The organism is Flavobacterium frigoris, assembly GCF_900111075.1.
GTDB lineage: Bacteria > Bacteroidota > Bacteroidia > Flavobacteriales > Flavobacteriaceae > Flavobacterium > Flavobacterium frigoris.
In genome coordinates this window covers 1-19,181 of sequence record NZ_FOFZ01000014.1, presented here as the reverse complement: position 1 = coordinate 19,181, position 19,181 = coordinate 1, and the positions used below count along the sequence as shown (strand labels likewise).

The 19,181-nt window shown below is 33.4% G+C and carries 14 protein-coding genes; 1 reads left to right on the top strand and 13 read right to left on the bottom strand.

Annotated elements, in window-relative coordinates:
* Positions 1–160: 160 nt before the first annotated feature.
* The 13 genes from BMW63_RS14745 to BMW63_RS14690 all read right to left on the bottom strand — a co-directional run bounded on the left by BMW63_RS14745 (position 161) and on the right by BMW63_RS14690 (position 17,184).
* Positions 161–595: a response regulator gene (locus BMW63_RS14745; protein WP_074724239.1), complete on the bottom strand. Its 435-nt coding sequence runs from the start codon at positions 593–595 to the stop codon at positions 161–163.
* The gene (locus tag BMW63_RS14740; protein WP_074724238.1) at positions 595–3,597 is read right to left on the bottom strand and encodes a PAS domain S-box protein; all 3,003 of its coding nucleotides are present in this window, start codon (positions 3,595–3,597) and stop codon (positions 595–597) included. Before BMW63_RS14740 ends, BMW63_RS14745 begins: the two co-directional genes overlap by 1 nt.
* A gap of 14 nt (positions 3,598–3,611) precedes the next feature.
* Positions 3,612–4,178, bottom strand: a complete 567-nt coding sequence (locus BMW63_RS14735; protein WP_074724237.1) for a helix-turn-helix domain-containing protein — start codon at positions 4,176–4,178, stop codon at positions 3,612–3,614.
* A 346-nt stretch (positions 4,179–4,524) separates the two neighbouring features.
* Complete coding sequence (locus BMW63_RS14730; RefSeq protein WP_074724236.1) at positions 4,525–5,523, bottom strand: NADP-dependent oxidoreductase; 999 nt, start codon at positions 5,521–5,523, stop codon at positions 4,525–4,527.
* A 108-nt stretch (positions 5,524–5,631) separates the two neighbouring features.
* The gene (locus BMW63_RS14725; protein WP_074724235.1) at positions 5,632–6,996 is read right to left on the bottom strand and encodes an NAD-dependent succinate-semialdehyde dehydrogenase; all 1,365 of its coding nucleotides are present in this window, start codon (positions 6,994–6,996) and stop codon (positions 5,632–5,634) included.
* An 884-nt stretch (positions 6,997–7,880) separates the two neighbouring features.
* A complete protein-coding gene (locus tag BMW63_RS18200) occupies positions 7,881–8,036 on the bottom strand; it encodes a hypothetical protein (RefSeq protein ID WP_175460301.1) in 156 nt (51 codons plus the stop codon).
* A 178-nt stretch (positions 8,037–8,214) separates the two neighbouring features.
* Complete coding sequence (locus BMW63_RS14720; RefSeq protein WP_074724234.1) at positions 8,215–8,508, bottom strand: putative quinol monooxygenase; 294 nt, start codon at positions 8,506–8,508, stop codon at positions 8,215–8,217.
* 747 nt (positions 8,509–9,255) lie between these two features.
* Positions 9,256–9,768 (bottom strand): hypothetical protein, encoded by a 513-nt coding sequence (locus tag BMW63_RS14715; protein WP_074724233.1) that lies wholly within the window; start codon positions 9,766–9,768, stop codon positions 9,256–9,258.
* 2 nt (positions 9,769–9,770) lie between these two features.
* A complete protein-coding gene (locus BMW63_RS14710) occupies positions 9,771–10,451 on the bottom strand; it encodes a peptidoglycan DD-metalloendopeptidase family protein (RefSeq protein ID WP_074724232.1) in 681 nt (226 codons plus the stop codon).
* A gap of 92 nt (positions 10,452–10,543) precedes the next feature.
* Positions 10,544–10,810, bottom strand: coding sequence for a hypothetical protein (locus BMW63_RS14705; protein ID WP_074724231.1), 267 nt, complete (start codon positions 10,808–10,810; stop codon positions 10,544–10,546).
* 111 nt (positions 10,811–10,921) lie between these two features.
* Entirely contained in the window at positions 10,922–13,330 is a 2,409-nt protein-coding gene (locus tag BMW63_RS14700; RefSeq protein ID WP_074724230.1) for an alpha-ketoacid dehydrogenase subunit alpha/beta, read from the bottom strand.
* A gap of 186 nt (positions 13,331–13,516) precedes the next feature.
* Complete coding sequence (locus BMW63_RS14695) at positions 13,517–16,264, bottom strand: gluzincin family metallopeptidase (RefSeq protein ID WP_074724229.1); 2,748 nt, start codon at positions 16,262–16,264, stop codon at positions 13,517–13,519.
* A gap of 191 nt (positions 16,265–16,455) precedes the next feature.
* Positions 16,456–17,184 carry an LOG family protein gene (locus BMW63_RS14690; protein ID WP_074724228.1) on the bottom strand — a complete coding sequence of 243 codons (729 nt, stop codon included), beginning with the start codon at positions 17,182–17,184 and terminating at the stop codon, positions 16,456–16,458.
* 360 nt (positions 17,185–17,544) lie between these two features.
* On the opposite strand from BMW63_RS14690, the gene BMW63_RS14685 reads away from it, so the two are divergent.
* Entirely contained in the window at positions 17,545–18,945 is a 1,401-nt protein-coding gene (locus tag BMW63_RS14685; protein WP_139174261.1) for a hypothetical protein, read from the top strand.
* The last annotated feature ends 236 nt before the right edge of the window (positions 18,946–19,181 follow it).

Sequence of the window (19,181 nt, the reverse complement as noted above, 5' to 3'; positions counted from 1 at the left end):
ATTACCAAAGAAGTTATGTTAATATGCTTAAACATTATACAATTAACATGATTTGAACAATTAAATTTTTTGTGATTAATGTAAAAAAAGCTAAGCCTGTCATTTGACAGGCTTAGCTTTTTTATGGTGTGTTGTTTAAGTTGCGCAATAAATCAGATCATTACATTCTAGCCATGTACCAATTTAACTCTTTTTCAATTCTTTCAAAATGGAAATAGGCAGTAATGTTTTTTTGAAGTCGCAAGAAAGAAGTTTCACTTTTTACGACATAATCAAAAGCTTTGTGGTGCATACAACTGATGGCGACATCAATTTTATCTTGAGAGGATAACATTACAACTGGAATATCTGGATCAAATTCTTTGATTTTATCTAAAGTTTCAATCCCGTTCATCGCGTTTTTATCAATTCCATCCAAATGATAATCAAGGATGATTACATCTGGTTTTTTCTCTAAATTAGCTAGGCAAAGTTCACCAGTTGCATAGGTTTCGACTACGAAATCAGTGTGATGAAGAAATTCGATTTCTAATGACTTTAGAAAAACGGCATCGTCATCTACTAAAAATAGTTTTATTTTTTCTTCGTTTTTCATCAGTTTTTGTTTTTTATATTATTAAATTCTATTTCTAATTCTGCACATGCTTGATTACATGCATTTGAAAGTTGCAGCACCAAATCAGCTATTTCTTCCTTTTGATTTGCGCTATCAGCGGTGTAGCTTTGGATTTTTTTTGCCATTTCTTCAAATTCAGTACTGATACCCATGATAGAAAAGGAAGGTACCATTTTATGAGCTGAGGCTCTCAGTAATTCCCAATCCTTGTTTCTTAAACTCTCCGTCATTGTAGCTACTATAGCAGGTGTTTGCTGTAAGTAAGCATCAATCATTTCCATCATTAATTTAGGATTCGATTTAGTACGGGACTCTAAATAGGCTAGATCAGTATATTTTTTAGTTTTAACCACACTATTTTTTTTAATCTCTTTTGCTTTTTTGGAAGATGATTTCCTAACTATATTTAAGATTTTGCTATAGAGCAAGCGCTCGTCCACGGGCTTTGCAATATAATCATTCATTCCTACCGATTTACATTTGGCTAAATCTACTGTTGTCACATCAGCTGTTAATGCAATAATAGGAATTTCAGAATTCATCGTATTTCTGATATATTCCGTAGCTTCAAATCCATTCATTTCTGGCATCTGGAGATCCATCAAAATGACGTCATAGGAATTATTTTCTAGTTTTTCAATTGCTACTTTCCCGTTTTCGGCAATATCTCGTTCGAATCCAAAATCATCCAATAGTGTTTTCATCAATAATTGATTCAGAGCAATGTCTTCCACTACTAAAACGTTGATGTTTTTGTTGAGTTTTTCTACTTCAATTATTTCGGTTTCCACTTCGGCATCGGCAGTTGTTTTTTGAAAACTCAATCTAAAACTAAAGGTAGTTCCTTCATCAACTTTGCTTGTGACGTTTATACTACCGCCTTGAGGTTCCACTAGTTGTTTTACGATGGCTAATCCGAGTCCAGTTCCTCCATAAATTCTAGAAGTTCCACTTGAGGCCTGTTGGAAATTATCAAATATTGTCGCTATTTTATCTTCAGGGATTCCAATGCCGGTGTCAGTCACGGCAAATTCGATGGTAACATTTTCTGCATTTTCATCAATTAAACGCACACTAACGGTGATTTTCCCTTTGATCGTAAATTTGACAGCGTTACTAACTAAATTTAAAATAATCTGATGCAATCGAATAGGGTCACCTACGATTACTGCAGGAATATTGGAATCATATTCTATAGCTAATTTTAAATTTTTCTCTTGAATTTTTGTTTCGAATAAATGAAGCATCGACGTAATGGAGGATTTCACCTTAAAAGGTATATTTTCAAAAGACATCTTCCCAGCGTCTACTTTTGCTAAATCAAGAATATCATTAATAAGTACAATAAGTGCATCACCACTCATTTTTATGGCATTCAGATATTCTTTTTGTTTCTCAGTCAAATCGGTTTTAAGAACTACCTTTGTAAAACCAATAATGGCATTCATAGGGGTACGAATTTCGTGACTCATATTGGATAAAAATTGCTGTTTTGCTTTTACAGCATTCTCGGCAATTAAAGTAGCATTTTCAGCATTTCGTTTTTCTTCTTCGGCAATTCCCGTTGCGAGTTCAGCAAATACCTTAGCTTCAATTAGTTCTGTCTCAATTCTTTTTTGGTCTGTGATATCTCGTGCTACTACAACGACACCTAGTACATTTCCTTGATCATCTTTATAAACCGATCCGTTGAATAGGACATCTGTTAATTTACCGTTCTTGTGTCGAAGGGTGAGTGGAGAATCAGCGACAGATCCTTTTGCGAATACTTCTTGATATACTTCTCTTGCCATTTGAGGTTCTGTGAAATAATCAAAAAAATCGGAACCGGTAAGAAGCTCTCGCTCCATACCCGTAATCTTGATAGTCGCTTCATTCATATCAGTAATCTTTCCTTTGATACTGATGGTAACCAATGGATCTCGACTTGCTTCAATTAGACTCAACGAATAATTGGACAGTAGTTTTTGGGCGGTTACATCGCGGGCAACAATAACAATTCCTAATACTGCGCCCTTATCGTCTTTATAGACAGATCCATTAAATAAAACATCTGTTAATTTGCCTTCTCTGTGACGAATTGTTAAGGGAGAGTCAGCAACTGATCCTTTATCAAATACCTCGAGATATACTTCACGTGCCATTTGTGGTTCGGTAAAATATTCGAAGAAATTAGACCCAATCAATTTTTCGCGGTTGATACCAGTAATTTGGACCGTGGCCTCATTCATATCGGTAATTTTACCATCAATATTTATAGTAATTAATGGATCTAAACTAGCCTCGATAAGGCTTAGGGAGTAATTAGAAAGTAATTTTTGTGAAGTGGTAAATAATTCTAATTCTTGATTTCTAACTTTTAAACTTTTAATTATAATAAATACAAGTGTAAAAACAACAAATATTAAGATTAAAAGTAGGAAGAATAGTATCTCAGCATTTTGAATGCTTTTTTCGTTTTCTATTTTTCTAAGTTTAAGAACATTGTATTCATCAATATTGATTTTTGCAATGATGCTCTTGATCTTATCCGTGATTACTTTTCCATCTTCTAGTATTGCAATCTTTTCATTTTCATCTAATAAACCAATTTTTCGGTCGTCGATGATTTTTTGTAATAAAAACAAATTTTTCGAAGTCATCATCTTCAAAGAATCAACCTGAATATTTTGGGGAGCATTATTCTTAGTTAGCATTGACAGGGCCGCTAAGTTTCCTTTCATGGCCTTTACAGCGTTATTAAATGTCTCTAAATAAATGTAGTTTTCAGAGATTATATATCCTCTAACACCAGTTTCAATATCAAGAATGTCTAATAGTACATTAGCGTTTTTATGTAGAATCACTTGAGCATGCTCCGCAGAGTCGCTACTGGACTTTACCTGAAGGTTATTATAGTAAAAAATCCCTAGTACAGAAGCCAATATGATGGAAACCAAGATGTAGTAGAGTTGAAACCTTTTTTCTAAAATTAATTTCATGATGTTTTTAAAACTTAACTTAGATTATTTTGATTTTTCATACCAATTTCTTCAATAGGGGATCGCCTTTTATCTTTCAAATTTTTAAAGTGAGAAGGGGAAAGACCTGTTACTTTTTTAAACTGACTTGATAAATGCGCTACGCTGCTATAGCCCATTTTCCATGCAATTTCAGTGATATTGTGTTCTCCGTAAATTATCAATTCCTTAACCCGTTCTGTTTTATGCGAAATGATAAAATGCTCAATTGTTGTTCCTTGCACTTCAGAAAACAGATTGGATAAATAAGTATAGTCGTGATTCAACTTTTCGCTTAGGTAAATAGAAAAATTTACTTTAATTACTTCATCCGAATGATGAACCATTTGGATAATTACATTTTTAATTTTTTCTATCAGCATGGATTTTTTATCATCCATAAGCTCAAAGCCTGCACTAAGTAATCCTTCTTTAAGAAGTTCTCTTTGTGCCATGGTAATGTTTTCCATTACATCCACTTCTCCTAAATCAACAACAATAAAATGCAATCCAAGCTTTTTTAATTCCTCTTTAACTGCTAGTTTGCAGCGATTGCTGACCATGTATTTGATATATAACTTCAAATTATTTATTTTTTAACTGATTCTGTAAAATTTGCATTTTTTTCTCAAAAAAGAATTACATAATTTATAAATTAGTTGTATAATTCACAGATTATTTTGCCTTTTGTTGTGCCAAAAATAGGGAATAATTAGCGATAACAGAAGATGTTTTTTAAAATTAAGGATCTGGTATTGCTATTTCTTATGTAGCAATGGAATGTTGTCGATTTGAGGTTCTCTAGTCTTATTCGATTTTTTTAGCTTTAAAATAACAAACCAAAGAAGCCGTTAACGGTATTTAAATAATACAGCTAACAGCTTCTTTCCTTCAAAGTCACTTTATAATTTAAGCTTTGACAATCATTTTTCCGGTATTTACACCTTCAAACAAACCGAGTAATGCCGTGGGCAATTGATCGAACCCTTCTACAACTGTTTGTGTGAATTGTAGTTTTCCTTCTTTAACCCAACTCGTTAAGTGTTTCATTCCTTCAGGAAATCTATCTTGGTAATTACCGACGATAAATCCCTGCATTAAAACACTTCTTGTTAGTAACATCGGTTGAATTCTTGGGCCCATCGGTGTTTCTTTACTATTATATAAGGATATCTGCCCGCACAATGCAATTCGGGCATGAAAATTAATGGCACTAATAACTGCATCTGAAATTTCCCCACCTACATTATCAAAATAAGCATCTACACCATTTGGACAAGCGTCTTTTACGGATTTATAAATATCCTTGGTTGTTTTATAATTGATTACCTGATCAAAGCCAAAATCTTCGATTAACGTCTTTGCTTTTTCATCCGTGCCTGCTATCCCTATTACGTGACAGCCTTGTAATTTAGCAATTTGTCCCACGACCATTCCTACGGCTCCGGCTGCACCAGAGACCACTACCGTTTCACCTGTTTTTGGTTTGCATATATCCATCAATCCAAAATAAGCGGTTAAGCCTGTCATTCCTAATATACTTAAGTAGTAACTCAACTCGGGGACGTTAGTATCTACTTTTTGTAGAATGTCATCTTTTGATACAAATATTTCTTTCCACGGAGATCTTCCTACCACTGTATCACCAACTTTAAAATTATCGGATTTACTCTCTATAATAGTAGCAACGACACCACCTTCCAAGGGTTCATTAATCTTAAAGGGAGCCACGTATGATTTAGCGTCATTCATTCGACCACGCATGTAAGGGTCTACCGAATAATAGAGCCCTTTTAACAGCACTTCCCCTGACTTTAATTGATCTAATGTGGTATTTTCAAGCTTGAAATTCTGTAGCGTGGGTGCTCCCGAAGGTCTTGATTGCAATATAATTTGTCTTGTAGTCATATTATTTTACTTTTAATTATTTAATAGAGAATAAAACAGTTATTTTTAAAATGGAAAAATGATTTCCTTGTTGTAAAAATAAGTGCTACTTTACACATTATGTTAGTGTTAGCTTACTCTTATTAGTTTTTTGTTTACAAACTCATGAATTCCTTGTTCAGATAATTCACGTCCATAACCAGAACCTTTGGTTCCTCCAAACGGCAAGTCAGCTTGCGTACCTGTTGGTTCGTTGATAAAAACCATACCGCTATCAATTTGATCGGCAATTTTTATGGCTCTTTCTATATCTTTTGTAAATATCGAGCCTCCTAAACCAAAAGGAGAATCATTTGCAAGATCAATAGCTTCTTGTTCGTTGGCAACTTTGTAAAAAGAAGCTACGGGTCCAAATAACTCTTCTTGAAAAGTAGGAACGCCACGTTTTAGATTAGTTAAAATGGTAGGTTGCATAAAGGCTCCCGTTTCAAAAGCTCTTTTACCACCAACTACAACTTTAGCACCTGCTTTTTCAAATCTTTTCACCTGATCCAATAAGTTGACTAAAGCCCCTTCACTGCTAAGCGGTCCAACCTGTGTATTAGGGTCCATAGGATCGCCTACTTTAAGGGAGGCAACTTTTTTGGTAAATTTTTCTAAAAACTCGTCTGCTATTGCTCCTACAGCAATAAATCTTTTTGAAGCGACACAACTTTGTCCAGTATTGCTAAATCTTCCTGCAATAGCCATTTCAACGACGGTATCGATATCTGCATCTTCCAAAATTATAAAGGCATCACTACCTCCTAATTCAAGCACTGATTTTTTTAGATGTTTTCCTGCAGCTTCGGCGATACTTGCACCTGCACCTTCGCTACCCGTTAGTGACACCCCTTTGATTCTCTCATCACTTACCAAGGCTGTACTTCGCTTTCCTGAAATCAATAAATTGGTGTATAAACCTTCAGGAGCTTTTGCTTCTCTAAATAATTCTTCAATTGCGATACCACATTGTGGTACTATCGAGGCGTGCTTTAATAAAATGGTATTTCCTACCATGATATTTGGCGCAGCAAATCGTACGATCTGATAAAACGGAAAGTTCCAAGGCATAACACCAAAAAGAACACCTATAGGGCTACTGCGAACAAACGCTTCGCCAGATTCAGGGTTTAATTTTTTATCGGCGAGAAAGGCAGCACCATTATTAGCGTAGTAATCCAATATATCAGCACTTAAATCAACTTCCCATTCCGCTTGTGCTTTGATTTTTCCCATTTCAAGGGTGATTAAGTTGGCTAAATCACTTTTTCCTTTACGCATCAGATCGGCTGCTTTATGTAACACTTTTGCTCGATCTTCATAAGATGTTTTCTTCCATTCTTGAAAAAAGTCATTCGACTTTCTGATTGCGGCTTCAACTTGTTCGTCAGTCATTTCATCGAATGATTTTACTACTTTGTTTGTGGTGGGATTTGTTGTTTGAATAGACATAAATTTATTTTTAATTAATTAAAATAGATTTAATCTTGCTTTTTAGAGTTTTAAAAGGAGTAGAAATAGATACTGTGATTTTAGATATTCAGAACTACAGTATCTATTTCGACATTTTTTAAACAACTTTTATACAGATTAAACTTTGTTTTATAAAATTAAGTCGAAATTCACTCAATTTGTTGCAACTAAATGTTAAAAGAAAAAAACAGTACTATTAATTAATTCATAAATTTTAACATGTGATTATTTACGGTATGTATTGTAAGGTATTAATGAATGTAGCGCTCTATTTGTCAGTTAATTGGTTTTTATGGTGTATTCAGTTATTATGTTAAAATGATATGGGTAGGGGAGGACGATTAAACTTAGTGAGAGGATTATTTGTTTCATTACTAAGAAATTATTTTTAGTAGTAAGCTAGGATCTGAACAATTTTATAAATGAAAGCCTAATTCATTTTTAGAACAAACTCCTAGTTAATCACCATCTTTAGTATTACTTTTTTTTAGAATTTGAAAATGGAGATGAGGAGAATAATCGCCATTCAACGATGAATAACTGAACGATTCTATTTGTTGCCTTTTTTTAAAACAGCTCGAATCGCTATATTCGCTAAACTATCTAACGTTTAATGTCCATATAAAATACTTGATTTTCTATTGTAATGTTTGGATCGTAATCCTCAAAACCAGCATGGAAATTAAACCGATGAACTGTGCCACCAAGAGCTGATAAAATATAGGTTCTAGCTTTTATCCAAAGATCTAGTCCAATATGTATATTTTACCCTTTTGTTTGCTCATCTTTAAAAATAGTATTGCGCTAATGTAGATTGCAGTCTTCGTAATGTCCTCTATAAGCAACTTTAGCTAAATTAGGTGCTAATTGCTTTTCGATGAAATTTTAGAAATCGATAGTATTGCCATGATATTCTTTTCCAATGATTTATTTGTAACCGATAAATCTATTGGCGTGTATTTATTCTCAGAGGTCCTTCCTTGAATTACGGCAACATCTGAAGGATTATGCAATATCATTTCTAAAATGATAATGTACCGTGTCTTAATTAGAATAATAAAACAAAAAAATTAAAGCCAACATAAAATGTTTATGTTGGCTTTAAAAGGTAAAATTTGTTTTATTGAGATTAGATTTCGATATAAATTACTTTCGGACTATATCGAGCAACTTAAAAGTTGACTAACTACTTTCCGATTATTTAACGGCTAATAGATCTACTAATTCAATTACAGGATCTTTAGAAAGTAATGTTCCTGCGTTTGCCATTAAAGCTTCTGCAATTTTACCTGCAAGATGTGCTTTTCTACCTTCTTCAGTTTCAAAAGTATCAAAAATCCCAAAGGTTGATGGTCCTATTTGTAATCCGTACCAATTTACAGTGTCTGGTTCGTCTAGTACTAATGGTAAAGCACTTTTTAAAAATGCAGCAACTTCGTCTTCTTTTCCTACTTTAGCTTCTAATCGTGCTAATAAAGCATATTTTTCCATAATGATAAATTTTATTTAGGTAATAAAAGTAGTGTTATTAGTTTTTAGGTTTGCATAGTTTAACTATTGTTCAACCTGAAATTTAACAGTATAGTACTTTTAGCAGAATCAAAAATCATAACAATAAATGGAAACGCTGGATGACTGTTTCTGATTAATGCCTCACCAGATTTAGCGTTTAAGTTTTTATCAGCAAGAAAGACCTCATTTTTATCGACTTAGTAATCTACCATATAATAATTTAGGTTGTATTCCTGTTCCCCTTAGGCTAAAACATTCCCGATTTCAAGGTTGATTAACTCGGTAAACTAGCTTTTTCTTTTTGCGCAAAATATCGGATATTTTATGCAATACTTTTACTCGATCGTCAGTAGAAGTTTTCTTCTATTCTTGGAAAAAGCGATTAGACTTCTCGATTGTGGCTTGAACTTGTTCGTCAGTCATTTCATCGAAGTTTTTTAATACCTTGTTCGTGGTAGGGTTTGTTATTTGAATAGACATTAATTCTGGAAGTGTTAAAACAATTCGAAACAGATACTTTGATTTGAGATAATTAATAAATGGGTTGGTTCTGTATGTAATTTTATTAGGAATGTGCTACTCTTTGATACTCTGTTAAAATGACAGGGATAGGGAAGGAGTTTTGACCATATTACTAGCTATGAACTTAAAACAAAAAATCCAAATAGAAAATGAAATTAAGTCATTTTCTATTTGGATTACTGTTGAATAGCAAATCATCTAAAGCTATTCAGTATCTGTATCGGTGTTTCTAAATAATTTTTTTTCGAAAACATCATTCCAGTCCATTGACTTGATTGCTGACACTTGATTTTGTTCGTTCATATAAACACGAAGTTCTTTATTGGCTACAGCCTTTGTATATAGTGCTTTAAAACGAAATATCGTTGTTTTTGTCTCGTTGTCTTTGTAAATTTCCATTAGTTTAAGATCCTGAAACGGTCCATACCACTGTCTGAATTTAGCACATGTTTTTGATAGTTTTGTTTCCGTAATGTTATTTATTACGGATTGTGTTGCTTCGCTTTGATTAAATGGTTTAAACTTAGAAGTATTGCAGGTCATTAAAATGCGTTTGCCTAATTCATACGCTTTTGACTTTAGATTAGTGTCAACATCGGCGACGGCTAATTTCGTGATTTGGACTTCTTCTGGTTTTACCTCAGTCGTTGTATCTGGTTTTTTTGACTTACATCCAATAAGTACAATTAAACTTAGGAGGAGGATTAGTTTTTTCATAGCTAAGATTTTATTTTTAATAGTAAGTTAGGATCTGGACAATTATCTAAATAAAAGTCTAATTCGCTTTTTGTGGAAACTCCTGGGTAATCACCAACTTTAGCACCAATGTTTTTTATAATTTGAAAATGCAGATGAGGAGAATAGTCTCCATTCACTGCTGAATCACCTAATGATCCTATTTGTTGTCCTTTTTTAAAACCAGTTCCTATTTCGATTTTTTCTAAACTATCTAACGATAAATGTCCGTATAAAGTATAAAATGTATGATTTTCGATGTGGTGCTCCAGAATGATTGTTGGACCATAATCTCCAAAACCGGCATTAAAGTTGAAACTGTGAACTGTACCATCAAGAGCTGCTAAAATAGGTGTTCCAGCTTTTATCCAAAGATCTAGTCCAATATGTATGTTTCGTTCCTCTGTTTCCTCATCTTTAAAAATAGTACTTCGCTTATAAAGATTCCGCTCCTCATTATAGCCTCCATAGGCCACTTGTGAATTATTTAAGGTCAAGTAACTTTCAATGTATTTTTCAAAATTAGCTGAATCTGCTAATGATTCCTTAGCTAGATTGTGATTTAAAACAGATAAGTCTAAAGCGATATATTGATTTAAAGAAATTGAATCAGCTATTACTTTTACGTTTTGGATGTTTCTTATAACGGTTTCTAAACTTGTCATTTTTTGCTATTTTGGATTAACTGTAGTATAAAAAAAGCCAACTGAATGAATCCAGATTGGCTTTTTGATTTTTGCTTTATAAAAAAATAAAATTATTTTTTAACTTCAACTTTTGCTGCACCTTCAGAAACTTTTACGCTAGTTTGGTTTTCCCCGTTTTTAGTGCTTACATCAACGCCATCTGTTCCTACACTTATAGAGGTTCCATCAGGATTTTTTTCCACTTGAGGAGTATCTGTAGTAACTTCAATTGTTTGCGTAGTGGTAGCCGCTGGAGTTTCTTTAGTTTCTTCTTTTTCCTTGCAAGAAACGATTGCCATAACTGACAGTACACCTATAAACATTGTTATTTTTTTCATTTTTATTGTGTTTGAGTTTGTAACTAATTAGTTGACAAGATACTGATTTTATTATTATAAAAAAAACCAACTACATAGCAGTTGGTTTTTCCTAATGCAATATTATGTTTATTAATATAAATTTGGATATTTTAAAGGATTAACCTCATTCATCATTCCGTATACTTTTTCGAAAATATCTTCTGCAGATGGTTTAGAAAAATAGTCACCATCAGTTCCGTACGACGGTCTGTGTGCTTTTGAAGTTAAAGTTTGTGGTTTGCTGTCTAAATAATTATAACCATCTTGTTGTTCAATAATTTGTTGTAAAATATAAGCAGAAGCACCTCCAGGGACATCTTCGTCAATTACTAACAAACGATTTGTTTTAGTGATACTTTTTACAAGATCATGATTGATATCAAATGGAAGTAAAGATTGTACATCTATAATTTCACAGTCAATACCTATTTCAAGAAGTTCTTGGGCAGCTTGCTCCACCAATCTTAATGTGGAACCATAAGAAACTAATGTAATGTCAGCACCTTCTTTCATCGTTTCAACAACACCAATAGGAGTCTTGAATTCACCATAATTTAGCGGCTTTTTCTCTTTTAAGCGGTATCCGTTTAGACACTCTATTACTAAAGCCGGTTCGTCACACTCTAATAGCGAATTGTAAAATCCTGCTGCTTTTGTCATATCCCTTGGAACTAACACATGAATTCCTCTAATAGCATTGATAATCATTCCCATAGGAGAACCAGAATGCCAAATTCCTTCCAGACGATGGCCTCTTGTACGGATGATTAATGGTGCTTTTTGCTTTCCTACTGTTCTGTATTGTAGGGTTGCCAAGTCATCGCTCATTATTTGTATAGCGTACAATAAGTAGTCCAGATATTGAATTTCAGCAATAGGTCGTAAACCTCTTAATGCCATTCCAATACCTTGTCCTATAATAGTGGCTTCACGTATTCCTACATCGGCGACACGTAGTGCACCATATTTTTCTTGCATTCCTTCTAAACCTTGGTTTACATCACCAATAGCTCCTGCATCTTCTCCAAAGATTAATGCTTCAGGATATTTTGTAAAAATGGCATCGAAGTTATCACGTAAAATCATTCTACCATCTGTATCCTCTTTAGAATCTTCAGCGTACTGCGGCAAAACTTGTTTTACCGAAAACACATTTAATTCAGAATCAGAATGTAAATGACTGCTAAATTTTTCCTGATTTTTCTTAGTATATGAAGTAATCCAGTTTGATAATTCACTTTTTCCGCCTTCATTAAGTACAAGGCGCAATGATTTACGTGCCGCAATTAGAATTTCCTTTCTTATTGGGTCTTTTACACTACTTAAGCTCGAAGCATATTTTAGTATGGCTTCTTTATGATTACTTGAATTTGCAATTTTTTCTAATAAGGAAATTAATTCCTTTTGTTCTTCAACAATTGGCTCAATAAAGGCGCTCCATGCCGCTTTTTTACCTGCTAAAACTTCTTTCTTGGCACTTGCTTCAATTTCGGCTAATTCTTCCGGAGAAGCAATATTAATTGCAATCATCCATAATTTCATTTGTCTTATACAGTCAAAATCTCTTTCCCAAGCTAGACGATCTCCATCTTTGTATCGTTCATGAGATCCAGAGGTAGAATGTCCCTGAGGTTGCGTCAGTTCATTTACATGTATTAAAACGGGAACATGTTGTTCACGTGAAATAGTAGATGCTTTTTCGTAAGTAGCAATCAGATCAGTATAATCCCAACCTTTTACCCTAAGGATTTCATATCCTTTTTCAGTATCATTTCTTTGGTATCCTTTTAGGATTTCTGAAATATTTTCTTTGGTCGTCTGATGTTTTGCATGAACTGAAATACCGTACTCATCGTCCCAAACGCTTATTATCATTGGCACTTGTAAAACACCAGCAGCGTTAATTGTTTCAAAAAATAAACCCTCAGAAGTACTTGCGTTACCAATGGTTCCCCAAGCGATTTCATTCCCTTCATTCGAGAAATTAGCTGTATTAGGTATTCCCTTAACTTGTCTGTATATTTTAGATGCCTGCGCAAGTCCTAATAATCTTGGCATTTGCCCTGCAGTAGGAGAAATGTCAGCACTGGAATTTTTTTGTTTCGTTAAGTCTTTCCAAGAACCGTCTTCATTCAAGCTATGAGTAGCAAAATGACCTCCCATTTGTCTACCGGCAGACATAGGCTCTTGTTCTATGTTTGAATTACCATATAGTCCAGCAAAAAATTGTTCAACAGTCATTTGACCTATAGCCATCATAAATGTTTGATCCCGATAATATCCAGAACGGAAGTCACCGTTTTTGAAAAATTTAGCCATGGCTAATTGAGGCACTTCTTTTCCATCTCCAAAAATTCCGAATTTTGCCTTTCCGGTCAACACCTCTCTACGCCCTAATAGACTACATTCTCTACTGATCATAGCGATTCTATAGTCGTTCAACACTTCGGTTTGAAAATCTTCAAATGTCAATGCGGTATTGGTTTTTTCTTTTATCATAATTGAAAAGTATCACTTAAAGGAACAAATTTACTTAAAAACTATCTATTATCATAATACAGTGAAAGAAATAAAATTTAATTATTGTCAATTATATTGCTGTAACTAAAGGTAAAATTTAGTTATTCGGAATTTAGTTGTTATTTTATTGAAAATAATACAATTAAAAAGTATTAATACTTTCGATTAAAACCATTTTCGATTAAATAAATTGATTAATATTTTGGGCGACAACGTAATTACAAAACGAATTTTTTCATTGTATTTGTCTTGCCCTATTTCCCAACCATTAGAAGAATACACTGGAAGGTACATTTCAAAGTAGTCAGGAACCAGATTCAACCGGATACCACTGTCGTATAAAAATTTCTCGTTTTGGTATTTATTTTTCAATAGTCCGGCATCACCGTAGATTTCTATCCAATTCCAAATGGCATAACTTGCATTCACAGTAGTCATCCATTGATTAGCGTAAGGCGTATTCAGTTTTGATTTAAAACCACCTTCAGCCACGATTAACTGCTGGCTAAAAAAGCCACTGTTTTCAGATCTTCCATAGTAGCCATAATCAAATAAGTAATCTGTGGGCCGGTCTAAAGCAAAACTAAAAAAATCAGAATTAGTTGTATTGTATAGAAAAGTACCGGCATAAAAGCGCAAATTGATCTGACGATTATTTTCAAATAGTTGTCGGTATTCTAATTCTGCAGCGGTTTTTCCAAACTTCGCGGCTATTTGTAGATCAGTCGAAAAACTGAAATGATTGGTAATTTCTGTTGTTGAATTGAAGTACTTTGCATTGAATACAGAATAATTTTCTGTAGAATTGTCAATAACTAGGGCACTCTTTTCTCTACTCACCATCACTTGACGCAATAGGATTAACTGTTTTTTGTTGTCTCGAATGTCATCTTCCCTAATTTTTAATTGAATCATCGGGTTGATTTTCAAATAGGTGGCGTCTGCTGCATAATGAAAATACGCGCCCGATAGTGAATAACGTACGTTGTAAAGAAGACTGTTTCTATAATTTTGATTGACAACCACAAAACCAGATCCTGAAAATGTTTTTGCATTTGTTGAATAAGCCGGATTGACATCAAAAATAAAGGGTTTGTCTAAAATCGTTTTGTTATGTAGTCGCAATCCAGGCGAGAGACCATCATATAAATTGTAGGTGAGGGTGGGTACATATAAAACCTGATTGTAATACGGATCCTCAAGATCCTTCATAAACACAAATTTTATGGGACGGTTATTTGGAAAAAAAGACTTTAGTGATTTCCAGTTGTTTCTTAAATTGTATTCAGGAACTTCATTCTTATAATTTAAAACAATTTTATCAGCATTTTTTCTTTCTAAAGTAAATACACTGTCGGCTATCTGGGGATCCAACCATTTTTTAAATACAATTTCGCCTTTATTAATTCCATAAACAGGCACGGGAACGATAACCCCAGTTTTATTTTTAATGGTAAACGAAACACTATCCTTAGATTTTACAACATCTGCAAATTTAAAATCAATGATTTTCCGGGATTCAATAATTGTTCTAAAAAACCAATCAATATTCTTGTCGGTACTTCTTTTTAAAGTGGATTCAAAATTGTTTCTAGAGACCTGTTTTTCCTTATTTTCAGCATAGAATTGTTGAATACTATTTGTAACGGCAGCACCTCCAAGGTAATTATCCAGATATCTAAAACTTAATCCGGCGCGATATTTACTCGCGATTTGTTCGTTAAATTTTATCAGAGAATTTTTAGGATCTCCCAGTGGCTGATCCAGATTTTTTCTAGCCATCAGCATGTAGAAATAGCTGTATTGCTCGTTAAAATCCAGATTGGTCAGATTATAACTTTTTAACAATAGAAAGGTAGAGGCGCTACCCAGCATCTTTGTGTTTGGGTAATTCTGTTCTATATATTTCATCATCACATAGACTTGAATTCCGTCATAGATCCAATTGTCTTTCCTATTGTCTAAATGCAAACTATTTTTTAGATAGGCATTCAAATAAGTCTTTAGAAATTTAATCTCATAGGTAAATTCATCCGAAAACGGCCTGATAAACGAAGGCAGCTGATTTAATCCATAAAATGGATTTCGATCATAATCAGTTTGGGAAACGACAATTTTTTCAAAAGGGTATTTCCCAATTAAATGATCGACATAGTTTACAATACATTCAATAGCGTAAGCTTGTTGTTTTGAACTTATTTTTTCTTCCTTCAAATTAGTCACCACTTCAAGATCATCTATTTTAAAACTGGAAAAACTAGATTTAGGTTCTATAAATAAACTAAAATTGCTTCTGTTTTTCCCTGTAAGTTTAAAAACTGAATAGTTTTCTTTTTGAATTGTTTCCCCGCTGTTTAAGTCAGTGGTGACTTCTAAACTTTTAGGCACTTTTAATTCGATATCAATGTCAGACACCGCATTGGCAATATCATCTAAATTGGCATTGCTGTATGTTATAAAAGCATGGTTTTCATAGCGGGCAGGAGTGAGGTACCATGTTTTTAGATTCATGCTTCCGGTGGCATCATAACCAAATTTTGTGAATTTATCACTTGGAATTTTTGTGGTATAAGTAAGTCGCAATTTTATTTTCTCATTTGGGGCGAGTTTTTCTCTTAATTGGACGCTAATGATATCTGGATTTGTAGTCGTTCTTTCCCATGAAAGAAATAATTTTTCAGAATCAACAATCGTTAGATTTTTAGTACTGCCTCGTTCGTTTTCTTTGGCCAAATGGAAACCACGATAAAATTCATCCGAAAATCGTCTCGCCAAAGGAGTGTTAACATCTGCATAGGCATTATTCCAATCGTTTAAAATTACTGAAGTCAGCGTGTCATTAGACTCATTAAAAAAGGTGAGTTCTTGCTCAATATTCAAAGTTTTATCATCCCCATTGACTTCAACAAACATTTGGGAATGATGCTGGGCATATTGTTTTATCGGTATCAATAAAACGAAGATACAAATCGCTATTTTATAAAATGGTTTCAACTTTTATTCAACTGGTTAGTAGTACACAATATACATTTATTTGGATACAAAATAAATTATTTTTTTGAAAAAGGCATAAAAAAAGCTGTTCGTAAAAACAGCTTCCTTTCTTAAAAATTGGGTTGCAAATTGTACTTTTTATAGAAAGTATCTAAAACTTCTACCACTTCGTCTTCGGTGTCAACAATTCGTATCAGATTCAAATCGTCGGGGCCAACAGTATGTTCTCTTTCGATTAAAACTTTTTTTACCCATTCGATTAATCCTGACCAAAATTCAGTTCCTACCAGTATGATAGGGAATTTTGCAATTTTTTTCGTCTGAATCAACGTCATCGCTTCAAACAATTCATCCAAAGTCCCAAATCCACCTGGCATCACCACAAATCCTTGAGAATATTTTACAAACATTACTTTTCTAACAAAGAAGTAATCAAAATTTAGGTTTTTATCGCCGTCAATGTACGGATTGAAATGCTGCTCAAACGGCAATACAATATTCAAACCTACTGAAGTTCCACCGCCCAGATGTGCACCTTTGTTACCTGCTTCCATAATCCCGGGACCTCCACCAGTAATCACGCCGTAACCAGCTTTACTAATTTTGTAAGCTATTTTTTCGGCAAGTAGATAGTACGGATCTTCTGGCTTAGTTCGTGCCGATCCAAAAATGGACACACACGGACCTATGCGTCCCATATTTTCATAACCGTTTACAAACTCGGCCATAATTTTAAAAATCGCCCAGCTGTCATTAGTCCGGATCTCATTCCAGTTTTTCTGTTTTAAGCGGTCTTGGATTATTTTATCCTCATCATTGTCAAAATCTTCTAATCTCATATTCGTATTATATTATTAACTATTATTTTTTGGAGCCTTATCCAGCTATGCGCTTGTATCTTTTTATTTTTTGAAAGATAAAAATAAAAAGGATACCGCTTCTATCTGGGCTAGAAATCCAAGATACTAAAGTAACTCTTTTTTCAAAAGTAGGGCAGTATCCTATTTTTATTTTTAATAATTTTGCGGGAGGTTGATTTCTATGAAAAATTGGACGATGTCAGAAAACTAAGTAGGACCGTCTTTTTCTAAATCGTATAAATAAGAAAAACCTTAAAATCAATAGTGTGAAAATCAAAAAGAGATGTATATTTGATGTTATATACTAGTTACCAGCCATATTATGACGACAGCGAAAAAATGAAACATACACTAACAATACTTTTGCTTTTATTAAACTACTTTGCTTTTGGACAATCAAGCCGAAGCGAATTAGCTAACTCTAAACTTTATGTTAGAGCTACTTATTTTGACAAGAAAAATGAAAATATTGGACTGCAAACAAGAACTGACTTAACTGACACAATTATCGACAAAGTAAAATATAGAAAGTTTCAAACATCTGATTTTATTGATTATGCAGACAAGAGAGAAATGAAAACTTTCTATGAAACATTTGAAAATGGAATTTACTCTTTGCTTGACAAAAACAAAAAAGTTGTTCATAAAATCAACTACCAAATTGACAGAGAACAAACTGCTTCAATTTTCGGAAAACAATCAAATGTTTTACTTGAATTTATAGACACACGAAATAGCTATCCAAGAGACAGTTTAGTTGCCACAAAAAAAACACCGAGAAAGTATTACTTAAAAGAAAATTCAGAAATCTATATCATACTTATTCCCGATTTACAATCGCTTGTTGTTTCAAGTAATGGACAGTTTTACACCAAACAGTTAATGGGCGACAATTATAATGACATAACAAACGGTTTCAAAAACAGCCTAACAGCTTCAACTAAATTCGACATAGAAAAAGGTGATGAAATTCAGTTATTTTATCGCAGAAAATGGTACAACGACACAACTAATCTTGCTGAATATCAAGACAAACAATTCAAGAATATCAAATATTTAAGTGACACCATTGTAAACAATAAAAAAACGTTGAAATTTGAAGTTGAAGGTTACAATTATTTAAGCGGTTCTTACGATAATCCTCAAGAACTTTTAGTAACTGTTACAGACAAAGGTTATTATGTAGGTAATCAATTTGTTGCATTTCAAGACTACAAAACAGAATTGAAAATAGTAGCAACTGAACAAGGCAAAGAATTATTTCTGCAAGGCGTTACTTTTGACACAATCGCAGGAAACACTTACAAGAAAATAGTTCAAGCGAAAAGCGACCAATATAGATATTACATTTTGCCTTTCTTTCCAATGCCATTTATTGAATTTGGTAATGTCCAAGGAATAATTACTTACACGAAAATCAAAGGAATTGAAAGTGGTACGAAAAGAGAAAGAAATTACATCACAGACAAAACTAACATCAGAGATATAATAAGTAAGAAACTTAATGAAATTGAAGTAATGATTTACTTTGTCGAGGAAGCAGAAGTTGAAATTGTAATTCAAGACTATGAAACAGACAAAGTGATAGGAAATTCTAAAACAAAAGCAAAAAAAGGTCTAAACACATTTGTGGTTCAATCAGACAATTTTGAAAAAAACAAACAATATAGTGTTCAGATTAACTACGAAGGCAAAGAGAACTCGGGAAGTTTTTCAAATAGTGTAACAACAAAATATTGATAATAGAAACAAATACGGCTGGTAACAGCGGTTTGCAGAAATGGCGAAATATGTGGTAAATTCACGTTTATCTTTCGCAAGAAATTTTATCTTAACCGAAAGATCTCGGTTAAGAAGTTCGCCACTTCTGCAAGCCGCGAGACGTCAGGCTGTGAAAAAACTCCGTTTTTCACTTAATTAAGGCAAAAACAATCATTCTACACTTCAAAAGAAGCACGCTAAACAAGCTTATTTTT